At 68.5% G+C, this 18,457-nt stretch carries 20 protein-coding genes and 1 tRNA gene; 12 read left to right on the forward strand and 9 right to left on the reverse strand.

The features are described 5' to 3' along the window. Positions 1-79: 79 nt before the first annotated feature. A complete protein-coding gene (gene rph / locus ACGFIF_RS15705) occupies positions 80-796 on the reverse strand; it encodes a ribonuclease PH (RefSeq protein WP_393155006.1) in 717 nt (238 codons plus the stop codon). Positions 797-806: 10 nt separating this feature from the next. Beyond that, positions 807-1,637, reverse strand: coding sequence for an SGNH/GDSL hydrolase family protein (locus ACGFIF_RS15710; protein WP_393155008.1), 831 nt, complete (start codon positions 1,635-1,637; stop codon positions 807-809). A gap of 146 nt (positions 1,638-1,783) precedes the next feature. Between ACGFIF_RS15710 and ACGFIF_RS15715 the strand changes: the two genes are divergently transcribed. Beyond that, a complete protein-coding gene (locus ACGFIF_RS15715) occupies positions 1,784-2,956 on the forward strand; it encodes a Gfo/Idh/MocA family protein (protein ID WP_393155010.1) in 1,173 nt (390 codons plus the stop codon). A gap of 167 nt (positions 2,957-3,123) precedes the next feature. After that, a complete protein-coding gene (locus ACGFIF_RS15720; RefSeq protein WP_393155011.1) occupies positions 3,124-3,972 on the forward strand; it encodes an SAM hydroxide adenosyltransferase in 849 nt (282 codons plus the stop codon). A gap of 19 nt (positions 3,973-3,991) precedes the next feature. On the opposite strand, the gene ACGFIF_RS15725 is transcribed toward ACGFIF_RS15720, so the two are convergent. From ACGFIF_RS15725 to bcp, 3 genes are all read right to left on the reverse strand, one after another. Further along, positions 3,992-4,072, reverse strand: a tRNA-Leu gene (locus ACGFIF_RS15725). A gap of 50 nt (positions 4,073-4,122) precedes the next feature. After that, positions 4,123-5,760 carry a substrate-binding domain-containing protein gene (locus tag ACGFIF_RS15730; protein WP_393155013.1) on the reverse strand — a complete coding sequence of 546 codons (1,638 nt, stop codon included), beginning with the start codon at positions 5,758-5,760 and terminating at the stop codon, positions 4,123-4,125. A 373-nt stretch (positions 5,761-6,133) separates the two neighbouring features. Then, a complete protein-coding gene (gene bcp, locus ACGFIF_RS15735; protein ID WP_393155014.1) occupies positions 6,134-6,601 on the reverse strand; it encodes a thioredoxin-dependent thiol peroxidase in 468 nt (155 codons plus the stop codon). Between the two features lie 192 nt (positions 6,602-6,793). Here bcp and ACGFIF_RS15740 point away from each other — a divergent pair, with 192 nt between their 5' ends. The 6 genes from ACGFIF_RS15740 (at position 6,794) to ACGFIF_RS15765 (ending at position 11,821) form a co-directional block, all read left to right on the forward strand. Beyond that, complete coding sequence (locus ACGFIF_RS15740; RefSeq protein WP_393155478.1) at positions 6,794-8,299, forward strand: circularly permuted type 2 ATP-grasp protein; 1,506 nt, start codon at positions 6,794-6,796, stop codon at positions 8,297-8,299. A gap of 16 nt (positions 8,300-8,315) precedes the next feature. Further along, a complete protein-coding gene (locus ACGFIF_RS15745; protein ID WP_393155016.1) occupies positions 8,316-9,260 on the forward strand; it encodes an alpha-E domain-containing protein in 945 nt (314 codons plus the stop codon). After that, entirely contained in the window at positions 9,257-10,099 is an 843-nt protein-coding gene (locus ACGFIF_RS15750) for a transglutaminase domain-containing protein (RefSeq protein ID WP_393155017.1), read from the forward strand. Before ACGFIF_RS15745 ends, ACGFIF_RS15750 begins: the two co-directional genes overlap by 4 nt. Before the next feature lie 4 nt (positions 10,100-10,103). Next, complete coding sequence (locus ACGFIF_RS15755) at positions 10,104-11,147, forward strand: glucose 1-dehydrogenase (RefSeq protein WP_393155018.1); 1,044 nt, start codon at positions 10,104-10,106, stop codon at positions 11,145-11,147. Positions 11,148-11,222: 75 nt separating this feature from the next. Then, complete coding sequence (locus tag ACGFIF_RS15760) at positions 11,223-11,486, forward strand: DUF3618 domain-containing protein (protein WP_393155020.1); 264 nt, start codon at positions 11,223-11,225, stop codon at positions 11,484-11,486. A gap of 41 nt (positions 11,487-11,527) precedes the next feature. Further along, a complete protein-coding gene (locus ACGFIF_RS15765) occupies positions 11,528-11,821 on the forward strand; it encodes a co-chaperone GroES (protein WP_199237081.1) in 294 nt (97 codons plus the stop codon). A gap of 3 nt (positions 11,822-11,824) precedes the next feature. Here ACGFIF_RS15765 and ACGFIF_RS15770 read toward each other — a convergent pair whose 3' ends face one another. The 4 genes from ACGFIF_RS15770 to ACGFIF_RS15785 form a co-directional block, all read right to left on the reverse strand. Then, complete coding sequence (locus ACGFIF_RS15770; RefSeq protein WP_393155021.1) at positions 11,825-12,907, reverse strand: amidohydrolase family protein; 1,083 nt, start codon at positions 12,905-12,907, stop codon at positions 11,825-11,827. Between the two features lie 35 nt (positions 12,908-12,942). Beyond that, entirely contained in the window at positions 12,943-14,028 is a 1,086-nt protein-coding gene (locus tag ACGFIF_RS15775) for an FAD-dependent oxidoreductase (protein WP_393155022.1), read from the reverse strand. Then, on the reverse strand, positions 14,025-14,678 hold the full coding sequence (locus ACGFIF_RS15780) for an FMN-binding negative transcriptional regulator (RefSeq protein ID WP_393155024.1): 654 nt from the start codon (positions 14,676-14,678) through the stop codon (positions 14,025-14,027). The genes ACGFIF_RS15775 and ACGFIF_RS15780 overlap by 4 nt, the downstream gene beginning before the upstream one ends. Positions 14,679-14,763: 85 nt before the next feature. Further along, positions 14,764-15,141 carry a DoxX family protein gene (locus ACGFIF_RS15785; RefSeq protein ID WP_393155025.1) on the reverse strand — a complete coding sequence of 126 codons (378 nt, stop codon included), beginning with the start codon at positions 15,139-15,141 and terminating at the stop codon, positions 14,764-14,766. Between the two features lie 87 nt (positions 15,142-15,228). Here ACGFIF_RS15785 and ACGFIF_RS15790 point away from each other — a divergent pair, with 87 nt between their 5' ends. Genes ACGFIF_RS15790 through dapC form a run of 4 tightly spaced genes read left to right on the forward strand, consistent with a single transcriptional unit; the run spans position 15,229 to position 18,369 of the window. Further along, positions 15,229-15,699, forward strand: coding sequence for a MarR family winged helix-turn-helix transcriptional regulator (locus ACGFIF_RS15790; RefSeq protein ID WP_393155026.1), 471 nt, complete (start codon positions 15,229-15,231; stop codon positions 15,697-15,699). 40 nt (positions 15,700-15,739) lie between these two features. Next, positions 15,740-16,336, forward strand: a complete 597-nt coding sequence (locus ACGFIF_RS15795; RefSeq protein ID WP_393155028.1) for a TetR/AcrR family transcriptional regulator — start codon at positions 15,740-15,742, stop codon at positions 16,334-16,336. Positions 16,337-16,366: 30 nt separating this feature from the next. Next, positions 16,367-17,269 (forward strand): alpha/beta fold hydrolase, encoded by a 903-nt coding sequence (locus ACGFIF_RS15800; protein ID WP_393155029.1) that lies wholly within the window; start codon positions 16,367-16,369, stop codon positions 17,267-17,269. Beyond that, entirely contained in the window at positions 17,269-18,369 is a 1,101-nt protein-coding gene (gene dapC, locus ACGFIF_RS15805; RefSeq protein ID WP_393155479.1) for a succinyldiaminopimelate transaminase, read from the forward strand. The genes ACGFIF_RS15800 and dapC overlap by 1 nt, the downstream gene beginning before the upstream one ends. Positions 18,370-18,457: the final 88 nt, after the last annotated feature.

Consider the following 18,457-nt stretch of genomic DNA (forward strand, 5'->3'; position numbering starts at 1 on the left):
GAAGCGACTGGAGCGACGAGGGAAGGCCGGGAGTCAAAGCCCCATGACCCGCCGCGCGGCAGCGCGGCATCGAACACAGTCACGCGAGGGCCTCCTGCTGCAGCTTGGTCAGCTCCGCGCAGCCCGCAGTACCGATCTCCAGCAGGCTGTCCAGCTCGGCGCGGTCGAACGGCGCGCCCTCGGCGGTGCCCTGCACCTCGATGAACCGGCCGTCGCCGGTCATCACCAGATTCATGTCGGTCTCGGCCCGGACGTCCTCCTCGTAGCAGAGGTCGAGCATCGGGCTGCCGTCGATGATGCCGACCGAGACCGCGGCGACCGAGCCGGTCAGCGGCTCGCTCTTCAGCAGCTTGCGGTCGCGCAGGTACGACACCGCGTCCGCGAGAGCGACGTAGGCGCCGGTGATCGCGGCGGTCCGGGTGCCACCGTCGGCCTGCAGTACGTCGCAGTCGAGCAGGATGGTGTTCTCGCCGAGCGCTTTGTAGTCGATCACGGCCCGCAGCGACCGCCCGATCAGCCGGGAGATCTCGTGCGTCCGGCCGCCGATCCGGCCCTTCACCGACTCGCGGTCCGAGCGGGTGTTCGTCGACCGCGGCAGCATCGCGTACTCCGCGCTGACCCAGCCGAGCCCGGAGCCCTTCCGCCACCGCGGCACGCCCTCGGTCACACTCGCCGCACACAGCACCCGGGTGCGGCCGAACTCGACCAGCACCGAGCCCTCGGCATGGTCGAGCCACTTCCGGGTCAGGGTCACCGGTCGAAGCTGATCCGACGTCCGTCCATCGATACGCGCCATGCCTCAGACCCTATGCCTCCAGGCGCTGGACCTCCGCATTGGTCGGCGGCCGGAGCTGACTGACCGCCATCCGGGCGGCCCACGGCGTCAGGTCTCCGGCCCGCCGGCCGAGCCACGGGACGCCCTCGCGGACCAGCCAGACCGTGTCCGCCCACTTACTCGGTGGCGTGGACGCACAGTCCAGCTCGGGTGGTACGTCGATCCGCAGCCCGCGCCGAGCCAGTTCGTCGGCGAACCCGCGGGCCAGCCGCCGGTGACCACGCTCACCCGGGTGCAGCCGGTCGACGCTCCAGAAGTCCCGGCGGTACACCTCCGGGTAGTCGGCCATGTCCAGCCGGATCCCGCCGTACTTCGTGTGCAGGTCGTCGTACGCGAGATTGACCTGCTCGATCCGCTGCCACAGCGGGCGGCGCAGCCACGAGGGCAGGCCGAACACCTGGCCGTGGTCGTGGAACCGCACGGTGAGCAGCAGCGCGCCGCGGGCGGTCAGCTGTTCGGCACAGAGTTGCAGGCAGTCGCGGATCCGGCCGGAGTCGAAGGTGGAGCGCAGGGTGTCGTTGACCCCGACGATGAGTGAGGCGATGTCGATCGGACCGGTCGACACGGCGTCGGGCAGTTGCTCGGTCGCCACAGCGGGGGCGGTGGCGCCGCTGGTCGCGAAGTTGGAGAACGTCACACGGTGGGAACTGGCCAGGGAGTCGGCGAGCAGCGAGGCCCAGCCCCGCCACCCTTCGCCCGGGCGCGCGCCGGCACCGGAGAGGTCGGTCGTACTGCTGCCGTTCATCGGGTCCCCGACACCCACGGTGGTCGAGTCCCCCAGTGCCACATAGTGGAGGCTCACATTCCGTCATGGTGACGTCACTGGACGAGCCGCCGGTGTTGCCCGGATGACGAGTGGGGCAATTCCAGCTGGAGGACGGGTGATTGAAGGACGGAAGTGCGCGGAGTTAGGGTGATACAAACAACTATGTGCAGGAGATGCCTGGAATGACTGATCTTCGGTTCGGTGTGGTGGGTCTCGGTGCCCGGAGCCGCATCGCGCAGTACGCCCACCGGCCCGGCGAAGGTTCCGAGGTTGTCGCGCTCGCCGACCCGGCCGCCGCCTCGCGGGACGCGGCACAGGTGCTGTACCCGGACGCCACCACCCACGCCGACCACACCGAGCTGCTCGACCAGAAACTCGACGGAGTCTTCCTGACCACGCCGGACGACCTGCACGAGGACCCGGCGATCGACTTCCTCCGGGCCGGTGTGTCGGTGTTCGTCGAGAAGCCGCTCGCGATCACCACCTCCGGTTGCGACCGCGTGCTGCAGGCGGCGTACGACAGCGGTGCACGGTTGTACGTCGGCCACAACATGCGGCACATGCCCGTCGTGCTGACGATGCGCGAACTCATCCAGGCCGGCGCGATCGGCGAGGTGAAGGCGATCTGGTGCCGGCACTTCGTCGGTCACGGCGGCGACTACTACTTCAAGGACTGGCACGCCGATCGGCGTCGTACCACCGGCCTGCTGTTGCAGAAGGGTGCCCATGACATCGATGTGATGCACTGGCTGGCCGGCGGGTACACCACCCGCGTGAACGCGATGGGCGCGCTCACCCTGTACGGCGGGATCGAGGACCGGCTCGACCGTTCCGAGCAGCGCTTCGGTGACTTCGTGTCCCAGGACAACTGGCCGCCGCTGTCGCAGCAGGGGATGGCGCCGGTGATGGACGTCGAGGACATCTCGATGGCGAATCTCCTGCTGGACAACGGGATCTACGTCACCTACCAGCAGTGCCACTACACGCCGGACTACTGGCGCAACTACACGGTGATCGGCACCGAGGGGCGGCTGGAGAACTTCGGCGACAGCCCGGGTGGTGTGGTGAAGGTGTGGAACAGCAAGCGGTCCGGGTACCGCGAGGACGCCGATCTGGTGGTCGACATCCCGGACGCCGACGGCGGTCACGCCGGCGCGGATCCGCGGCTGGTCGACGAGTACATCCGGTTCGTCCGCGAGGGTGGTGCGACGCTGACGTCGCCGGTCGCGGCGCGCGCCGCGGTGGCCGCCGGCTACGCCGCGACGACGTCCCTGCGCGACAACGGCACCCCGATCGACATCCCGCCGATGGACCCGGCCCTGGTCACCTACTTCGAGAACGGCCAGGCCCGGTGAGGGTGCTACCATCCCGATCGTGACCTGGTACGCCGCTATGCGAATGCTGAGCCCTCGATGCGGAGGACTCTAGCGGCGCGCGCACACTGACGCTTGCAGCGAGAGAGGCCCCCGGTGTCGGGGGCCTCTCTTTTTCGTCCCAGCTGCAAACATCTCCAGGAGCACGCATGTACCCGATCACCTACATCACCGACTGTTCCGACGGGAACGCCCGGGCCCGGCTCAGCACCCGTATCGGTGCCCTGTTCGGTCAGTCGCCGACCATCGTGGCCGCCGACGGCCCTGATCCGGAGGCCTTCGCGGCCCTCACTCTGCTGGACTGTCTGAGATCCACGGAATCCTTGGGCGAGGACGGTCATCCGACCATTACGTTGCTCAACATCGCGCCTCGCGACGGCGCTTGGCCCAACGGCGTCCCGTTCTGCTACTTCTGGTACGGCGAACACCTCGTCGCCAGCACCTTCAACGCCCGCGCCTTGGAGCTGGTACGCCGGGAACTCGACGTCCAGAAGGTGTTCGTCACCGATATTCGCGAGGTGCTGGCCTCAGCGTCCTGGACGAACCTCACGCCGGCTGAAGTGGACAGGATCGCGGACACCCAGTTCCGCAGCCTCTGGTATCTCCCGCTGCTCGCCAAGTGGATCGCCGACGACCGCCCGGTCCCGTCGACGCCGACCGTCGTACCACTCACCCGGGACGAGCCGCCGACCGTCAGCGTCATCGACAACTTCGGCAACTGCAAACTCAACTGCCACCCCGCCGCCGTGGGCTTCACCCTCGGCGCGTCATTCGCGATCGCCCATCGCACCGCCGACGGCACCATCACCCACACCGACGTCACCTGCTACCCGCACCTGACCGCCGTCCCGCGGAACGCCCCAGGCCTGATCCCCGGCAGCTCCGGCACCGGCTACCTGGAACTGGTCATCCGCGGCGCCTCCGCCGCCCAGGCCTTCAACCTCCGGCCCGGCGACACACCTCTTCGCACCGACGATGCGACCGTCGGCGCCGGCTGAAGTCGCCGGTGAAGCGGGGTGCCAGAGGCGGGATTTGAACCCGCACGCCCGAGGGCACCGGCACCTAAAGCCGGCGTGTCTGCCGTTCCACCACTCTGGCTGTGGGAGTCGCCTCCCCTTGCGGAGACATCCTAGGGGAGGCGACTCGGGTCAGCGGCTCTGGAGGGCGTCGATGAAGACCTGGCGCAGGTCCGACGGGTTGCGCGCGACGTAGCTCTGGCCACCGGTGGCCGCGGCGAGGGCGCGGAGTTCCTCGGCGTTCGCCTCCGGACCCATGCCGAGAGCGATGATCCGGACCGGGCGGGCCGGGTCGCGCAGGCCCTTGAGGGTCTGCACGGTCTGCTCCAGCGTCGGGCTGCCGGGGTCGTCGTTCTTGCCGTCGGTGAACAGCAGGATCGAGTTGACCGCGCTCGAGTCGTACTGCTGCCGGACCGCACGGACCGCGGCGATCGCGGTGTCGTACAGGCCGGTGCTGCCGTTCGGGATCGGGCGCTGGATCTTCAGGTTGTCCAGGATCTTCTTGCGCTGCCGGTCCGACAGCGGCGCGATCGGGACGAGTTCCTTGTAGTCGGCATCGTCCGGACCGATCTTGGTCGAGAAGGTCCACAGGCCGAGCGACGCGCTGTTCGGGAACAGCGACAGGCCGCCGCCGGCCGCCTCGATGGTCAGCTGCATCCGGGTCTTCTTGCCGACCACCTCCGCCATCGAGCCGGAGATGTCGATCACCGCGAGCGAGTGGGTCGACAGCGACAGCCGGGTCCAGTTGAGCAGCGTCTTGTCGACCGTCTCGCCGTTCGGCTTGGCCAGCTGGGTGATGTCGCCGACGCCGCGCCCGCCGCTGAGCGGGCTCGACTGCGCGTCCCGGAAGCCGGCGGTGTCGCGGGCCTGGCTGGAGCTGTCGGAGAGCAGTTCGGCCGCGAGCGCCTTGGCGGCGTCGGTGGCCTGCTCGGTGTCCGACTTGGCCGTGACCACGACCGGGTAGTCCAGCGACAGCGTGCCGGTGCCCGGCACGATCGCCCGGAGCTGGGCGTCCGGGTGGTCGTCCTGGTACTTCACGAAGCTCTGCTCCGACGCCGGTACGACGACCTTGCTGCCGTCTTGATCGGCGCGGCCGAACAGGGCGTTCGGGTCGGTGAACGGCTTGGCCATCGAGCCGAGCCGCTGCGCCAGCGGCACGACCACCGAGGCGACCTGGGTGTCGGACGCCGACGTCCGCTGCCGCTCCGACTGGACCGCGAGCAGCGCGAGCGCACCCGGGGACGTGCTCAGCGGGTCCAGCAGGGCCGGCTCGCTGGGAAGGTTGAAGGCGCGCAGCCAGGACGAGGTGTCGGCGAAGTTGGTGCTCCGTCCGACCAGCACCAGCGGTGAGGACGCGACCGACGGTACGGCGACGGTCGGCACGCTCTGACCGTCGTCGGCCTGGGCGACCCAGAGTGAGGAGTCCGGGATCCACAGGTCGGGACGGTTGTCGCTGTTGGCCGCGAGATCCTGGGCGACCTTCGCCGAGGGAGCCGCGCTGATGGTGAACTGCAGACACGGAGTTCCGTCGTCGCCGCCCTTGGTGGCCAGCGACTTGGCCGCCGACTCCAGTGACGACTGCAGTTCGGGCGTGGTGCTGAGCGACACCTGGGTGGGGTCGTCGCACGACTGGCTGCCGCCGCCGAGGAAGCCGTCGGCTCCCGCCTCGGACCCGAAGGACCGGACGACGAACACGGCGCCCAGCGAGATCACCAGAAGCCCGACCGCGGTGATGTACACCGAACGGCGGTTGTTGTTACTTCGCGTCACCGCAGAGGAATGTTTTCCCATCGCGGCAGGTCCCTCCCTCCCAGAGGCTGACTGCGCGCGCAGATTACCCGGTTTCGGCTGGTCAGGGCCAAGGTCGCAGTGTTCCTGGACACAGCTGCCGGTGGACCGCAACCGAACGCCGACGCTCCTGGGAGTACCGGTCTTTCACAGGAACGCTGGAAAATTCACCGACGGTAGTCCTGCCACTCCGATCCGGTGAGATCTTGGTGTGACCCAAATCACATCGTATTGATCGCTCAAACGACCGTTCCATGGACCGTGCCCATGAAACGGTCGAAGGTTTCCCTCCGGGGACGGTGCTGACAAGGTTGTCTTTTCACCGCCGCGGACGGCTGACGCGGGCGGCCGCGGCTTAGAGGCCGAGATCGCGGCGGAGCTTGGCGACGTGGCCGGTGGCCTTGACGTTGTACTGGGCGACGGCGATCTTGCCGGCCGGGTCGACGACGAAGGTGGACCGGATCACGCCGGTGACCTTCTTGCCGTACATCGTCTTCTCGCCGAACGCGCCGTACGCCGTCAGCACCTCTTTGTCGGGGTCGCTCAGCAGCGGGAAGGTCACCCCGTCGCGGTCGCGGAACTTGGCCAGCTTCGCCGGCTTGTCCGGTGAGATGCCCAGCACGGCGTACCCGGCGGCCTGGAGGGAGTCGAGCGAGTCGCGGAAGTCGCACGCCTGCTTGGTGCAGCCCGGCGTCATCGCGGCCGGGTAGAAGTAGACGATCACGTTCTTGCCGCGCAGGTCCTTCAGCGCGACCTCGTTGCCGTCGGCATCGGGAAGAGTGAATTCAGGTGCGTTGTCACCGACGGACAGACGTTCGCTCATCAGGCCCCTCCACGAATCGATTGACTGTCGGCAATGTTACGTGCGGGAAAACTGCCAGGCGTTCCGGGTGCGAGCGTGGCGTTCGTGGGTCAAGATGCGCAGATGAGCCGCGCATCTTCCCGCCCCGCGGGCCCACAGTTGTTCGACGGGTATCTCGACCCGCGGCGCCCGCACGCCGGTGCGTACGACGAGATGTTCGACCCGGTGGACGGAGTCCGTACGGCGTACAAGCGGCTGCACGACTCGCTCAAGCCACTGCAGCCAGGGGACCTGACCACCAGGGCCGAGGCGCTGGACCGGGCTCTGGTCGACCAGGGCATCACCTTCAGCCTGTCCGGTGAGGAGCGGCCGTTCCCGCTGGACCTGGTGCCACGGGTGATCACGGCCTCGGAGTGGTCGCGGCTGGAGCGAGGCATCGTGCAGCGGGTCAGGGCGCTGGAGGCGTTTCTGGCCGACATCTACGGGCCACAGCAGATCGTGGCGGACGGCGTACTGCCGCGGCGGCTCATCACCTCGTGCGAGCACTTCCACCGGCAGGCGGCCGGCATCGCCCCGCCGAACGGCGTCCGGATCCATGTGGCCGGCATCGACGTGGTCCGCGACGAGCAGGGCGACTTCCGGGTGCTGGAGGACAACCTGCGCAGCCCGTCCGGGGTGTCGTACGTGATGGAGAACCGCCGGACGATGACACGGGTGTTCCCGGACCTGTTCGCCAAGCACCGGGTCCGTGCGGTGGGCGACTACGCGGTCCACCTGCTCAGAGCGTTGAGAGCCGCGGCTCCAGCGAGTGCGACCGACCCGAACGTCGTCGTACTCACACCGGGCGTCTACAACTCGGCGTACTTCGAGCACTCGCTGCTGGCGCGGCAGATGGGGGTGGAGCTGGTCGAGGGGCGTGACCTGTTCGCCCGCAACAACGTGATCTACCTGCGGACCACTGAGGGCGAGCAGCGGGTGGATGTGATCTACCGGCGGATAGATGACGAGTTCCTGGACCCGGTGCAGTTCGTACCGGACTCCGTGCTCGGTGTCGCGGGCCTGGTGAACGCGGCGCGGGCGGGCAACGTGGTGATCGCCAACGCGATCGGCAACGGCGTCGGTGACGACAAGCTGATCTACACGTACCTCCCGGAGATCCTCAAGTACTACCTGGGTGAGACCCCACTGCTGCCGAACGTGGACACCTTCCGCTGCTGGTTGCCCACTGAGCAGGCGGAGGTGCTGGACCGGTTGGACGAGCTCGTGACGAAGCCTGTCGAGGGCTCTGGTGGCTACGGCATCGTCTTCGGACCGGATGCCTCGCCCAAGGAGCTCCAGGCCCAGCGCCGCCGGATCCGGACCAATCCACGGGGCTGGATCGCGCAGCCCGTCGTACAGCTGTCCACTGTGCCTACCAAGGTCGGTGAGCGGTTGCAGCCGAGGCATGTGGACCTGCGGCCGTTCGCGGTGAACGACGGCGAGGACGTGTTCGTGCTGCCGGGTGGACTGACCCGGGTGGCGATTCCCGAGGGCAGTCTGATCGTGAACTCGTCTCAGGGCGGTGGGTCCAAGGACACCTGGGTGCTGGCGCCCAGAGCCTCCGATGACGCCGAACTGCGTGGCCGTGGGCTGGGTGCGGCAGGCATCAAGTCCGACGAGGCCTCGACACCGGAGCGCGGTCCTGAACTGAACGTCGCCCAACAGCAGCAGCAACAGTGATGGGGAGGTGCTGACGATGCTCGCACGCAACGCCGAGTCGCTGTACTGGATCGGCCGGTACGTCGAACGTGCGGACGACACCGCGCGGATCCTCGACGTGTCGGTGCACCAACTGCTCGAGGACGCGACAGTCGACGCCGACAGTGCGAGCCGCACGCTGCTGTCGGTCCTCGGCATCACTCCGCCCGACGGCACCCCGTTGGACGTCTGGGGGCTGACCGAACTGGTGGCGATGTCGCCGGAGTCCGGTTCGATCGTGTCCTCGATCGAGAGTGCCCGGGAGAACACCCGGGTGGCGCGTGAGGTGGTGTCCAGCGAGCTGTGGCAGTGCATCAACGCGATGTGGAACGCCGTACCCGAGCGGCAGCGTGCTGCGCGTCGAGTGGGGCCGCACGAGTTCTTCACCTTCGTGGAGGACCGGGCCGCGATGTTCGCCGGGCTGGCGGACTCCACCATGAGCCGGGACGACGGCTGGCGGTTCCTGGTGCTGGGGCGGTCGGTGGAGCGGGTGGACATGATCGTCCGGCTCCTGATGTCCCGTGTGGGTGACAAGCCGACGTCGCCCGGCTGGGTGACCGTACTGCGCTCTGCGGGTGCTCATGACACGTATCTGCGGACGTATCGCGGTGCACTGGACGCCTCGCGCGTCGTGCAGTTCCTGCTGCTGGACAGGCTGTTCCCGCGTTCTGCCTTCCATGCACTGATGCAAGCCGAGTCCTGCCTGGAAGCACTCGACCATGGCCCGTCTGCCAGGATCGGCGCCGGTGCGGAGGCCTCACGGCTGCTGGGGAAGGCGAGGAGCGAGCTGGAGTTCCTGCGACCGGCTGAGCTGCTGGACGACCTCACTGGCCGGCTGCAGACGTTGCAGACCACAGTGCGCGAGGTGGGCGAGGCCGTGTCGCGGCAGTACTTCCACGCCGTGCCGTGGATCGAGTGGAACAACGCGGAGGTGAACCTGTGAACTGGAGACTTCGGGTGGTTCACACCACCGGCTACCGTTACGCGACGGCAGTTACACAGTCTTACAACGAAGCCCGGCTCACACCGCGCAGCGACGACCGGCAGAACCTCATGGTCGCCCGGCTCGAGACACTGCCGGCCACCAGGGCCTACAAGTACGTGGACTACTGGGGCACCGAGGTCAACGCCTTCGACCTGCACACCCCACACACCGAGCTGAAGGTCGTGGCGGCGTCTGTGGTGGAGACGACCGAGCAACCGCCCCCAGCAGTCGAGGCGACCTGGTCCCAGGTCCGCTCGGCGGAGTCCCTCGACAGGTACGCCGAGTACCTCGAGTGGACCACCTACGTGCCGAAGAACCGTGAGCTGGCCGCGGTAGCCCGGTCGTTGCGCAAGGGCCTGACCCCGCAGGAGACCGTGCTGGCAGTGTCCAAGTGGGTGCACGGCACGCTGAAGTACCAGCGTGGCACCACGGGAGTGCACTCGTCCGCCATCGACGCGTGGCAGGCGGGGGAGGGCGTGTGCCAGGACTACGCGCACCTCACGCTCGCCATGCTGCGTGCGGTCGGCGTACCCGCCCGATACGTCTCCGGCTACCTCCACACCGAGCCCGACGCCGCGGTGGGCGAGACGGTCGTGGGAGAGAGCCACGCCTGGGTAGAGGCCTGGACCGGCGACTGGTGGGGTTTCGACCCGACCAACGACCTCCCGATCGGTCACCGGCACGTCTGGGTGGCCACCGGCCGCGACTACGGCGACGTCTCTCCGCTGAAGGGCATCTACTCGGGCGGCGCGGCGACTGCTATCGAGGTGACGGTCGACATGACACGGTTAGCCTGACCGTATGCGGGCGATGACAGTGACGACGGGGAAAGCTGACTCAGCCGCGGTAGGGGAGGTCGGCGAGCCACCGGCGACGGATGGTTCGGTTCTGGTCGAGGGACTGCTCACTGGGATCTGTGGCACGGATGTCGAGCTGGTCTCCGGAGCGTTCGGAAGCGGCAGACCGGGCTCAGACAAACTCGTGATCGGCCATGAGTCGCTCGGACGGGTCCTGGAGGCGCCGGACGGCTCCGGCTTCAGCCCGGGTGACCTGGTGGCCGGTGTGGTCCGCAGACCGGACCCTGAGCCCTGTCCGGCCTGTGCACGCGGTGAGTGGGATTTCTGCCGCAACGGCCGGTACACCGAGCGCGGCATCAAGGAGATGGACGGGTATGGCGCCGAGCGCTGGCGAGTTGATCCGTACTTCGCCGCACCGGTCCCGCAGCAGCTCGGCCACCTCGGCGTACTCGTGGAGCCCGCCAGCATTCTCGCGAAGGCCTGGGAGCAGGTGGACCGGGTCGCCTCGCGGTCGTGGTTCGGGCCGGAGCACGTGCTCGTCACCGGGGCCGGTCCGATCGGTCTGCTCGCCGCTCTGATCGCGACACAGCGCGGGTACGCCGTACACGTCCTGGACCGGGTCAAGGACGGGCCGAAGCCTGAGTTGGTGCAAGCACTCGGTGGGACGTATCTCACCGACCTGGCAGACCTGACTGTCACGCCGGACGTGGTGATCGAGGCGACCGGGTCCGGCCAGGTCGTGTTCGACTGCGCCTCGCTGCTCGGACCGGCCGGGGTCATGTGCCTGACCGGCATCTCGCCCGGCCCCGCGACGATCGACGTACAGCTGGATGCTCTGACCCGCCAACTGGTCGTCCGCAACGCCGCGCTGGTGGGCACTGTGAACGCGGCCAAACGGCACTACGCGGACGCGGTCGACATCCTCCAGGCGGCCGACAAGAGCTGGCTGGAGCGGCTGATCACCCGGACCGTACCGCTGTCCGACTGGCCCGGCGCTCTGGTCCGGGAACCGGATGACATCAAGGTGGTCGTCGACTTACAGGCATGACCTGCGAGGATGGAGTCAGCAGGGCAGGCCCGGCCATCCCGGGGCAGCCCCCAGGAACGAAGGGAGCGTCGACAGGTGTCGGACACGCAGGCTCGGACCCCCGAGCAGATCGAGGCGGACATCGCCGCCACCCGCGCGCGACTGGCCTCGACCGTGGACGAACTGGTCGACCGTGCGCACCCGAAGAACGTGGCGAAGCGGCAGGTCGAGCAGGCGAAGGCGCAGGTGTTCGACGAGCGCGGCCAGCTGCGGACGCAGAAGATCGTCGCGGTCGGCGGTGCCGCGGTCGGCGTGCTCGCCGTCCTGCTGCTGATCCGCCGGCTGGTGGGTCGCCGGTGACTCCTCGCAAGCGGCTGTCCGACGACAAACTGCCGATCCGGATGCTGCACGACCGGGTACTGGTCTCCCTCGAGGCGGAGGGGGAGCGGAAGTCCTCGGCCGGCATCCTGATCCCGGCCACCGCGCAGATGGGCCGCCGGCTCGCCTGGGCGAAGGTGGTCGCGATCGGCGCCAACGTGCGCACGGTCGAGGTGGACGACCGGGTCCTGTTCGACCCGGAGGATCGGGCCGAGGTCGAGGTCCGCGGCGACGACTACATCCTGCTGCGCGAGCGCGACCTGCACGCGGTCGCGGCCGGCCGCCTCGAGGACGGCCAGACCGGCCTCTACCTCTAGGCCTCACCCGATCCGGTACAGCCGCTGGGCGTTCTCGCGACCCCACAGTGTCGCCACGCGTAGAGCGTCCTTGGCAGACCAGTCACCGTGCTCCACGAAGCCACCGAGCACAGATGTGACCGCACGCCGCCACACCGCGGCTCCGAGGTAGTGCAGCTCCGCCGGTCCCCACGCGTCGGAGGAGTAGAGCACCTTCGCGAACGGCGCGAGCTCCAGCCCTTCCGCGAGTACGGCCGCCGCCCGCGCCCCGACGTACATGGTGGTGAGGCCTAGGTCGAAACTGACGTGGGGGAAGGCGTGTGCGAGGTACCCGGCCTCACGGTGGAAGGGGTAGCAGTGCAGCAACACCACCTGTGCGCCGAGTGGCTCGACCAGACGGAGCCACTCGGTCAGCAGCAACGGGTCAGCCTTCCGCAACTGCAGGTCCGGGTCACCGAAGCCGACGTGCAGCTGTAGCGGCAGCCCACGTCGCGCACCCGTCCACAGTAGCCAGCGCAGCAGCACCGGGTCAGTGACACGTGCAGCGCCCGACGCGTACCAGCGATCCAGAGCAGTCAGTACGTCCGCAGCACTCGGCTCAGCCGGATCGAAGTCGAACCCGTGCCGATACGCCACGATGCTCTTCAGCCCGACAGCCCCGGCAGTCCGCTCCTCGAGTCGCCGTACCAGCGCATCAGGTACGGCGGTCACCGAGGACTCCTGTGAAGCGACGTACTCCAGCTCGGACTCCAGTCGCACCACCTCGTGCGCGCGGGAGCCACTCAGCTTGGCCAGCTCGTCGACATCGGTCACTGCATCACCCAGATAACCGGTATCGACCAGGTAGTCGCTCACACCGGCAGCACCGAGGAAGAGTCGATTCACCGCCTCCGCACCCAGCTGGGACCGCGCAGCCAGGTAGTCGTCCGCTGAAGCGTGCGGAGCCAGTCCTAGCAGTGGTGCGCAGTACCGCCGGATCGCCAAGCCCAGTTGAGAGTCGAACGTCGACATCCACGGTGGGACCGGCCGGTCCGACTCGGTGATCAGCTGCTCGAAACCGGCCCGGTCCAGCGGTCCTTTGATGGCGCCGTGGACGTGATGATCCACCAGCGACAGGCTTGCGATGTGGTCGCCGAGCATTGCTACTCGCCCACATGGCTGCTGAGCCGGAAGCGGGACGGCACCGTTCCCTCGCCGGTGACCAGGCCACGGACATACTCGCCGATCAGCGGCACGAATTTGAACCCCTGGCCGCAGAACCCGACAGCGACAGTGATCGGCCCGACCCGGTCGATGACGAAGTTGTCGGTCGGTGTGTTGTCGTACAGACAGCTGATCGCCGTCGACCGACTGGCGTCCAGGCCGGGGAACCACTCCTCGACGTACCGCAGCAGCTCGGCATCCAACTTCGGCTCCACTGCGAAGTCCCGCGTGTCCGGATCGACGACCGGCCCGGTGGCGTGCAGGCCGACCTTCACACCGGATCCCGCCTCGAACAGCCCGTAGCTCACCTTGGGAACTTCGGCTCCGGCGCGCCAGTGCACGAAACTCGGCCAGTCCAGGTCGTCCGACACCGGCGCGAAGAACCGCGGCTGCTCCTGCGTCACCTTGAACGGCGGCAACTGCACCAACCCGGTCAGCAGTTTCGGAGCCCACGCGCCTGCGGTCACCACGACCTGCCGAGCCTGCACCGCCCCACCAGGTACGTCGAGCTCGACCAGGTCATCGTGAATCTTCAGCCCCTGCACTGGTGACTGGTCCCGGAACTCGGCATTCGCCACTCGCTGCAGTGCGCTGACAGTGCGCTCGGCGTACAGACGTCCCGAACCAGGCTGGTACAACACCGGGCCTTCGAACCGTATGCCGGGCCAGCGCTCGGCCGCCTCTTCCGGGCTGAGCACCTGGCCGTCGGCGCTGTGGAGCTCTTTGAATGTCTCGATGGTCGCGTCATCGATGCCGTGATCGATCCCGCCGGTCACCTCGAACAGCGTCTCGCCGGACTCGTCCTCGAGCTCTCGCCACAACCCGCGAGCCTGCTCGGTCAGCCGGGCGACCTCGGCGTTGTCCGCGGCCGGCCGGAACAGCCGGGTCCCGCCGTGCGATCCACCCCGGACATGGCCCAACTCGTACTGCTCGAGGACGACGACCTCACGCCCGGCGGCCGCCAACGCCCGTGCAGCCGCCGACCCCATCGCCCCCGCGCCGACCACTGCCACGTCGTAGGTCATCGCTCACCCCTCACCCGGCCTTCATCGTCGTACCGAGCCTTCATCAAGCCTTCGACCATTTGGTGGTCCGTGCGCGGCGAGTCGTGCAGGGCGGCCATCGTCCCGACCCGATCGCCTTCGGTCCGGTTCTGACCCATCTTCACCTTCGCGGTCACCTGCTCGACCCGCAAGGTGAACGCCTGCAGCTCCGGCAGCAACTCGGTCGTCTGGTCCCGGGCCCATTCGTCCACGCGCCACCGCGCCTTCTGATCACCCGGGTTCAGCGCCTGCTCGTGGTCCTGGACCAGCCGCATCAGATGCGCCCGGACGGCGTCCGGATCGTCGAGCGGCTCCGCCTGCCCGCGCAGCTCGATCGCGACGAAGTTGTACGTCGGCAGCCCACGGCTCGCGTACCAGGCCGGGCTCACGTACACCGACGGGCCGAGCACGCTGATCAGGATCCGGGCCCGCTGCCGGATCGACTCGGCGAACGGGTCGCGACCGGCCACGTGCGCCACGATCTGGAGTCCGCCGTCCTGCCGTACCTGGACCGGGACGTGCGCGATCCGCAGCTCAGGCTGGTCCGTCACCAGGGTGGCGAACGGCTGCGCCTCGATCAGCCGGGCCACCTCGTCGAGGTCGGGTTCGGCATAGTCCGGGTCGACGTACATGCGCGCGCTCCGTTCGGTTGCTTGACGCACCGAGTATCCGCGAGCCGGCCCGGCTCGACTTCGTGGATCGCGACAACATCGGGGGCTAGAAGCTGTTGGGGCCGAACCTGAAGACGGCGACGATCACCGCGAGGATCAGCAGGACGGCGTTGATGACGACCGGCTGCGGCTCCTTGCGGCGGGCGTGGGTGATGGCCGCGCCGAGCATCAGGACGGCGAGACCGGTGGCGGCGAGCGGGACCAGGATCGGGGCGATGTCGAGGACGGCGGGCAGGATCAGGCCGAGGGCGCCGAGCACCTCGGCGGCGCCGATCAGCTTGATCGCCGGGGCGGAGAAGTCCTCGGTCCACTTCATGTTCGGGTTGGCCATCAGGCTCCGCCGGGGCTGGGTCAGCTTGGTCGCGCCCGCGGCCAGGAACAGCGCTGCCAGCAGACCCGCGATGATCCACAGAAAGACGTTCATTGTCCACTCGCAGTCATTGGTTGACGTTTCAACCCAAAGCTAGACCCGGATGACTTGAAGCGTCAACTAATGCCGTAAAATGCGGTCATGGAAGACGGGGTGCGGTGGCTGGAAGAGGATGAGCTCGCGACCTGGATGGCGCTGGCCGCCCTCCTGTTCAAGCTGCCGGGCGTGCTCGACTACCAACTCCAGCGTGACTCGGAGCTGAGTCACTTCGAGTACCTGGTGCTCGCCGGGCTGTCCGAGTCGCCCGGTCGCTCGCGCCGGATGAGTGACCTGGCCGGCTTCGCGAACGGCTCGCTGTCGCGGCTGTCCCATGTGGTCAAGCGCCTCGAGCAACGCGGCTTCGTCGAACGCCGTCCCGCCGACGACGACGGCCGCATCACCGTCGCCACCATCACCGACACCGGCTACGAAGTCCTGGTGGCCGCCGCTCCCGGCCATGTGGCGACCGTTCGCGAGTACGTCATCGACGCCCTGACGCCCGAGCAGCTCGCGCAACTGAAGACCATCGCCGACCAGATCCTCACCAAGGTCGATCCGGGCAAGTCCTGCTAACCGCTTGCCCTGGAGCGAACGTTCGTGCTTTTATCATGAGGTGAGTAAGGGCGAGGAGACTCGGGCTGCTGCGCTGGATGAGGCAGCACGGGTGGTGAGTGCGACCGGGTTGAACGGGCTCACCATCGGGCTGCTGGCCGACCGGATGCAGCTGTCGAAGAGCGGGCTCTTCGCCCACTTCCGGTCCAAGGAGCAGCTTCAGGTCGCGGTGGTCGAGCGGGCGTCCGAGTTGTTCGCCGAGCGGGTCGTCCGGCCGGCCCTCCAGACTCCACGCGGTGAACCGCGCCTGCGTGAGCTCTTCGACCGCAAGCTCCGCTGGGACAACGGCGACCTCGCTCTCCCCGGCGGATGCTTCTTCGCCAGCGTCTCCGCCGAGCTCGACGACGCACCCCCGAGCCCGGTCCGCGACCGCGTGGTGAGCGCCGAGCGCGACTACGCCGACCTGCTCGCCAACGTGTTCCGGACCGGCATCAGCGAAGGCCATTTCCGCCCCGACGCCGATCCCGAGCAGTACGCCTTCGACATCAGAGGCGTGCTGCTGTCGTACCACCACGCCAGCCGGCTGCTGGCCGACCCCAAGGCCGAGGATCGAGCGCGCACCGCCTTCGAGGCGCTCCTCCGGGCGGCCCGCATCTGAACCCCTGCTGAACGATCTGGAGAAGACCTCATGGCGGCCAAGAAAAGCACGAACGTTCGGTCCTTGATCCTCGCATTCGGCCTGCTCGAACGCATCGCCCCCGCGGTCGGCACCCGGATGCTCAGCCGGCTCTGGTTCCGCGTCCCCGTCGTTCCGGCGAAGGTGCGCCGTCCGCGCGGCGAGCTCCCGACACCGACCCCGTTCGAGGTCGCGGCCATCCGCGGTCAGTCGTACGGCGACGGGCCGGCGATCTACCTCGTCCACGGTTGGGGTGGCTGGGGCCTCCAGCTCGCGGCGCACATCCAGCCGCTCGTCGACGCGGGCTTCCGGGTGATCGCGTACGACGCGCCAAGCCACGGCGACTCTGCTCCGGGGCGCGAGGGCAAGGGCACGTCCACCCTCCTCGAGCTCGCCGACGCACTGAAGGCGGTGGTCGCCGCACAGGGACCGGCGTACGGCGTGGTCGCGCACTCGCTCGGTGCGCCGGCGACGGCCCTCGCGATGCGCGACGGGCTCGACGTGGAGCGGGTCGTCTTCATCGCGACGGCGACCGACTTCACCGAGACGCTCGACCAGATGGAGGCGTTCCTCGGCTTCGGGCCGCGGATCCGGGCCGGGTTCCTGCGCCGGTTCGCGGCCCGCTTCGGTCCGATGGACTCGTTCCGGATGGACGCGGTGATTCCCGCTGCCGCCGCTCGTCGCCCGCTGCCTCCGCTGCTGCTGGTCCACGATCGCTCCGACACCGAGACGTCGTACCAGGGCAGTGTCGAGGTCGCCGATCGCTGGCCGGGTGCCCGCCTCGAAACCAGCGAGGGCCTGGGTCACCGCCGGGTGCTCCGCGACCCCGACCTGGTGAAGAAGGCCGTCGTGTTTCTCGCGGAGCGGGCGCCCGCCGCCCGGCGATCCGGCCGGCAGGAGAGAATGCGGGGGTGATCTTCGAGACCTCCAGCCGGTTGCCGGATTTTCCGTGGGACAAGCTCGCGCCGTACAAGCAGAAGGCGGCCGCGCATCCTGACGGGATCGTGGACCTGTCCATCGGTAGCCCGGTCGACCCGGTGCCGGACCTGATCAAGAAGGCGCTCGCGGACGCGGCCGAGGCGCCGGCGTACCCGACCACCATCGGTACGTCGGCCGTGCGGCAGGCGGCCGTGGACTGGCTGGCGCGGCGTCTCGACGTATCCGGGGTGGACCCGCAGACCGGCGTACTGCCCGTGATCGGCACCAAGGAGCTGATCATGCTGCTGCCGACGCTGCTCGGGATCGGCGCCGGCGACACCCTGCTCATCCCGGACCTCGCGTACCCGACGTACGAGGCCGGCGCGGCATTGGCCCGGGCAACGAGTGTGCCGATCGCCGATCCGACGACGTACGACGGTCCAGTCCGGGTCGCGTACCTCAACTCGCCGCGGAACCCGTCCGGTGAGATCACCCCGCCGGAGGACCTGCGCCGCGCCGTCGAGTGGGCCCGGGCGAACGACGTACTGCTGGTCAGCGACGAGTGCTACACCGAGTTCGGCTGGGACGCGCGGCCGGTGTCGGTGCTGCACCCGGACGTGTCGGGTGGCAGCTTCGACAACCTGCTGGCGGTGCACTCGCTGTCCAAGCGGTCCAACCTCGCTGGGTACCGCGGCGGCTTCGTGGCCGGTGACGAGACGGTCGTCGCCGAGCTGCTCGCGGTCCGCAAGCACGCCGGTCTGATGGTGCCGTCGCCGATCCAGGCCGCGATGGCGGCCGGGTTCTCCGATGATGCGCACGTCGAGGAGCAGCGTGAGCGCTACCTGCGGCGCCGGTCGGTACTGCGTGACGCCCTGACGGACGCCGGCTGGGTCATCACCCTGTCCAACGGCAGCCTGTACCTGTGGGCCGAGCACCCCGACTTCGACTCCTACGGCTCGGTGGGCGCGCTCGCGGACCGCGGCATCCTGGTCGCACCGGGAGCTTTCTACGGCACGGCGGGGGAGCGGCACATCCGCGTGGCCCTCACCGGCACCGACGAGCGCATCGACGCCGCGGTGAAAAGATTGCAGGAATAACAGAACTTCCGGTTGTTGTGTGACGTCTTTCTCTTCGACTGCTTCTTTAATGGGTAAGTAGCGGTGGGGGGACCTGGCTGGTCCCGGT

This window comes from Kribbella sp. NPDC049174 (genome assembly GCF_043197365.1).
Taxonomy (GTDB): Bacteria; Actinomycetota; Actinomycetes; order Propionibacteriales; family Kribbellaceae; genus Kribbella.

What these genes read in the sequence shown, in the direction of transcription:
- rph (WP_393155006.1), bottom strand. Translation starts at nt 796, where the DNA reads ATGGCGCGTATCGATGGACGGACGTCGGATCAGCTTCGACCGGTGACC.
- ACGFIF_RS15715 (WP_393155010.1), top strand. Translation starts at nt 1,784, where the DNA reads ATGACTGATCTTCGGTTCGGTGTGGTGGGTCTCGGTGCCCGGAGCCGC.
- ACGFIF_RS15720 (WP_393155011.1), top strand. Translation starts at nt 3,124, where the DNA reads ATGTACCCGATCACCTACATCACCGACTGTTCCGACGGGAACGCCCGG.
- bcp (WP_393155014.1), bottom strand. Translation starts at nt 6,601, where the DNA reads ATGAGCGAACGTCTGTCCGTCGGTGACAACGCACCTGAATTCACTCTT.
- ACGFIF_RS15740 (WP_393155478.1), top strand. Translation starts at nt 6,794, where the DNA reads ATGTTCGACCCGGTGGACGGAGTCCGTACGGCGTACAAGCGGCTGCAC.
- ACGFIF_RS15745 (WP_393155016.1), top strand. Translation starts at nt 8,316, where the DNA reads ATGCTCGCACGCAACGCCGAGTCGCTGTACTGGATCGGCCGGTACGTC.
- ACGFIF_RS15755 (WP_393155018.1), top strand. Translation starts at nt 10,104, where the DNA reads ATGCGGGCGATGACAGTGACGACGGGGAAAGCTGACTCAGCCGCGGTA.
- ACGFIF_RS15765 (WP_199237081.1), top strand. Translation starts at nt 11,528, where the DNA reads ATGCTGCACGACCGGGTACTGGTCTCCCTCGAGGCGGAGGGGGAGCGG.
- ACGFIF_RS15775 (WP_393155022.1), bottom strand. Translation starts at nt 14,028, where the DNA reads ATGACCTACGACGTGGCAGTGGTCGGCGCGGGGGCGATGGGGTCGGCG.
- ACGFIF_RS15780 (WP_393155024.1), bottom strand. Translation starts at nt 14,678, where the DNA reads ATGTACGTCGACCCGGACTATGCCGAACCCGACCTCGACGAGGTGGCC.
- ACGFIF_RS15785 (WP_393155025.1), bottom strand. Translation starts at nt 15,141, where the DNA reads ATGAACGTCTTTCTGTGGATCATCGCGGGTCTGCTGGCAGCGCTGTTC.
- ACGFIF_RS15790 (WP_393155026.1), top strand. Translation starts at nt 15,229, where the DNA reads ATGGAAGACGGGGTGCGGTGGCTGGAAGAGGATGAGCTCGCGACCTGG.
- ACGFIF_RS15800 (WP_393155029.1), top strand. Translation starts at nt 16,367, where the DNA reads ATGGCGGCCAAGAAAAGCACGAACGTTCGGTCCTTGATCCTCGCATTC.